Genomic DNA, 3,329 nt, shown 5'->3' with positions numbered 1-3,329 from the left:
GGCTGAAGCCTTGGACTCCAGGCGGAGGCGAGGCGGTCGGTGAGTGCGCCTTGACTTAATCCTAGTCCCGGCCGCCGCGCGGGCGGCCGGGGCCTTGGTCCGCGCAGCGGACCCTACGGGATCACGGCAGCAATCGCCCCGGCAGCCGCGCCAGGAAGCGCCCTGCGCCGGCCAGTTGGCGGCGCAGCAGCGCCCAGTCCTCCGCGCGTTTGTGCTCGTCCAGGCAGCGCAGGAGGCGCACCCGGTTCGCCTGGTCCTGGCGCTCGAGCAGGGCGGCCCACAGGCTGTCCGCGACATTGTAGACACGGCCGGCGGCCAGGCAGACGGGGATGGCGTCGGCCGCCGGTACGGCCAGATCCGTTGCCGCGGCCTCGACCGCGGCGCGGATATTGGTCGCCTTGGCGCCTTGGGGATTGACCAGGTCATAGGGCGGCTCCCACTCCCGTGGGGGTCGCAGCAGGTCGATGTGGCTGACCGCGACCAGCAGCGGCGGTGGGTGGTGGTCCGGCCGGGCGGCCCAGTGGGCGCGCAGTCGGTCCAGGGTCGCGCGCTCGTCCTGGCGGTCCGGGCGCTGGGCGGCGGTAACCCAGAGCACCAGGTCGGCGGTGCCCGCCAGGCGCTCCTGCGCCTTCGGGGTCAGGTCCGGGCTGTCGCAGCCCGGGGTGTCGAAGACCAGCGCGGCGGTGAGCCCGGCGCGCTCCAGTCGATAGGGGACGACGCCGGCCGTAGGATCCGGCACCACGTCCGCCGGGGCCGTCAGGCGGCCGAAGAGTGCATTGATCAGGCTCGACTTGCCGGCGTTGGCCCGACCCATGACCAGGATGCGCAGGGGCTCATCGGCACGGGCGTCGGCGTCGGCTGCGGCCTGTGTCAGGTCTCCCCGGGAGGCCGGAGTGACCGCCGCGGGGGCGGCCTCGGTGAGGGTCAGGCGCCCGCTGTAGAGTTCGATGGCGTAGTAGCCGACCTTGCGCACGTACTCCTGGAGCAGCCAGCGGTGCAGGTCGGACCAGGCGGCATTGAACGACTGGCGGCGCAGCCGTTCCCAGGCCTCGCTCAACAGGGCGCCGGCCGGATTGAAGACCAGCCGACCGGCCCGGTAGAGGTCGAGCAGGTGCTCCGCGGTCGCCTTCCAGCGGTAGGCGCGCGCGAGATCGCCCAGGGTCAGGCGGTGGCTCATGGGGATCTGAGCGGTGACCTCGGTGCGCAGGTCCCGGCAGGCACGCTCGATGATCAGGAGTGCGTGGGGCAGGGTCAACTCCAGCAGGGGCCGCTCGACCTGCGGGTGATAGACGCGCGCCACCAGTTCCAGGGCGTCGCGGCCGAGGGTCGAGAGTCGCGGCCCGTCGGCGAGCGGCCAGTCCACCGGTCGCAGCGCCTCCGCCATGGCCTCGATGGCGTCCCAGGCGGCCTTGGAGCGCGGCGGCCACTGGGCATCGGGGGTGGTTGCCGCGCCGGCCAGCAGCCGCCGGTCCCGGCGGCGCAGCCAGAACTGGAAGCCGTAGCCGGCGGCGCTGCACCCGAGCAGCGCCGCCAGCCACCAGGGGAGATTCCCGGACTGCCACAGCCACAGGAGTCCGAGCGGCAGCAGCGCGGCCACCGGCAGGGTCCACAGCAGCAGGGCGATGAGGCGCAGACGGTCGATACGGTTGAACACGTCGTTTGTCCTATTAGTAACGAGTCAAGATCAAGTTATACACAATCGTTGTCGTTGTCGTTGTCGTCGTCGGAATCGTAATCGGAAAAGCGATGCACTTTGGATTGCGAGAGAATCCGGGACGCTACGATAACCTCGATTGCGACAACGACAACGACAACGACAACGAAAATGGCGCTCACGGGCGGGACGGGGTATTCACCCCGTCCCGAAGATTTATTCCGCCGCCTAAGGTTCGCACCGGCCGACAGGTCCGGGGAAAACGTTTCGGACGGGGCGAATGCCCCGTCCGGCCCGAGTAATGAACCATTCCTCTTGATTTGCGTTCATTTGCGTTCATTTGCGGCCAACTCTCTTCTTTCCGCCTGTTCGTCGCCGCGCCCGGTATCGTGACCGAGTAGCCTGGTGCCGGTCGCCAGGGCCTCGGTATAGACCCGCCGCAGGGCCGCCGGGTCGATGCGTTCGCCCAGGCGGCGGCGGCCGAAGTAGTAGCAGGCGGCCTTGCCCAGGGCAAAGGTGGTCGCCCCGCTCGCGCTCGCCCCCCAGAGGGCCCCCAGGGTCTGGCCCAGATAGGGGACCAGCTTGACCAACTCGCGGCCCAGGAGGCGGGCCAGGTAGCTCACCCCCACGCCCAGCCCCAGAAAACCGAGGAATTCGGACACCTGGCGCCCGCTCCAGCCCTGGCCATAGATGGCGGCCAGGCTGTGCAGCAGCTTGGCCTGCACCGCCGGCACGCCCACCAGGTCCACCAGCGGCAGGGCGCCGAGCGCGGCCGCCGCCAGGGCATGGCCGACGATGTGGGGGTGGGCGGCGCGGGCGAAGGTGTCGCGCACCCCGGGGTCGGCGCACAGGCGCTCCTGAAGTCCCAGGGTCGAGACCTCGCCGATGGCCGCCCACAGGGCCGCGAGCCCGTAGTCGGCGGGGGGCAGCTCGTCCTGCGGCAGGGTCAGGTCCACCGGGACCCAGAGCGGCGCCGCCCCGGACAGGTCGCCCAGGGCCGCGCGCTGGGCGAGGAGGGCGCGGGTAAGGCTCGCGGGGAGTGACGACGGCCAGGGCTCCTGGTCGTAGGGGTAGGGCAGGGCGTGCCCGGCGCCCGGCGCATAGCCCTCGTGCAGGCCGGTCTGCGCGATCAGGACCGGCCAGCCCGGGTGGCGGCGGCGCACCGCCCGCAGGACCGTGAAGACCGACTCCTGCGTCAGGTCCGTCGCCTTTATCACCCCCAGCACCAGGTGCGCCTGGGACTCGCAGTAGCGGATGTCCTCCGCCGGGTCATAGGCGACCTCACCCAGGCCGCGGGTGTCGAGGAAGCGCACCACCGGGGCCTCGGCCGGGAAGTCGTAGAAGCGGGCGGTGCGGGTGCAGGGCCGAAAGCCGTTGCCGATCTCCGCGTGCGGGCTCCCGGTCAGGGCGCGGATGATGGAGGTCTTGCCGGCCTGCGCCTTGCCGAGCAGCCAGACCACCGGCAGGGGTTGGCGCTCGCGGGCCCGGCGCAGGGCCGCCTCCAGGGCCGCGTCCTCCACCCTGGGGTGCAGCAGGCGGTCACGCAGGCCACGCCAGTCCTGATACCAGGGCGTGAATGGATCGGTCTCGTTCATACGCACTTCCTGGGGGATGCCTTGGGCGCTCGCGTAAAGGAGCCGGGGCGTCCCGCCCCCGCGCCCCCCGGGGCGGGACG

General features: G+C 71.4%; 3 protein-coding genes. 1 reads left to right on the top strand and 2 read right to left on the bottom strand.

The window, feature by feature from the left end; genetic code table 11:
* Positions 1 to 121 precede the first annotated feature (121 nt).
* Positions 122 to 1,654 carry a GTPase gene (locus tag QZY48_RS07630; RefSeq protein ID WP_295429758.1) on the bottom strand — a complete coding sequence of 511 codons (1,533 nt, stop codon included), beginning with the start codon at positions 1,652 to 1,654 and terminating at the stop codon, positions 122 to 124.
* Positions 1,655 to 1,746: 92 nt separating this feature from the next.
* On the opposite strand from QZY48_RS07630, the gene QZY48_RS07625 reads away from it, so the two are divergent.
* Positions 1,747 to 1,956 (top strand): hypothetical protein, encoded by a 210-nt coding sequence (locus tag QZY48_RS07625; protein ID WP_295429755.1) that lies wholly within the window; start codon positions 1,747 to 1,749, stop codon positions 1,954 to 1,956.
* A 24-nt stretch (positions 1,957 to 1,980) separates the two neighbouring features.
* Here QZY48_RS07625 and QZY48_RS07620 read toward each other — a convergent pair whose 3' ends face one another.
* Positions 1,981 to 3,249, bottom strand: a complete 1,269-nt coding sequence (locus QZY48_RS07620; RefSeq protein ID WP_295429761.1) for a GTPase — start codon at positions 3,247 to 3,249, stop codon at positions 1,981 to 1,983.
* Positions 3,250 to 3,329: the final 80 nt, after the last annotated feature.

The organism is uncultured Thiodictyon sp. (assembly GCF_903828115.1).
Classification (GTDB): Bacteria; Pseudomonadota; Gammaproteobacteria; order Chromatiales; family Chromatiaceae; genus Thiodictyon.
The sequence above is the reverse complement of the archived record's forward strand: the minus strand, read 5'-3'. Positions and strand labels throughout refer to the sequence as shown.

What these genes read in the sequence shown, in the direction of transcription:
- QZY48_RS07625 (WP_295429755.1), top strand. Translation starts at nt 1,747, where the DNA reads ATGCACTTTGGATTGCGAGAGAATCCGGGACGCTACGATAACCTCGAT.
- QZY48_RS07620 (WP_295429761.1), bottom strand. Translation starts at nt 3,249, where the DNA reads ATGAACGAGACCGATCCATTCACGCCCTGGTATCAGGACTGGCGTGGC.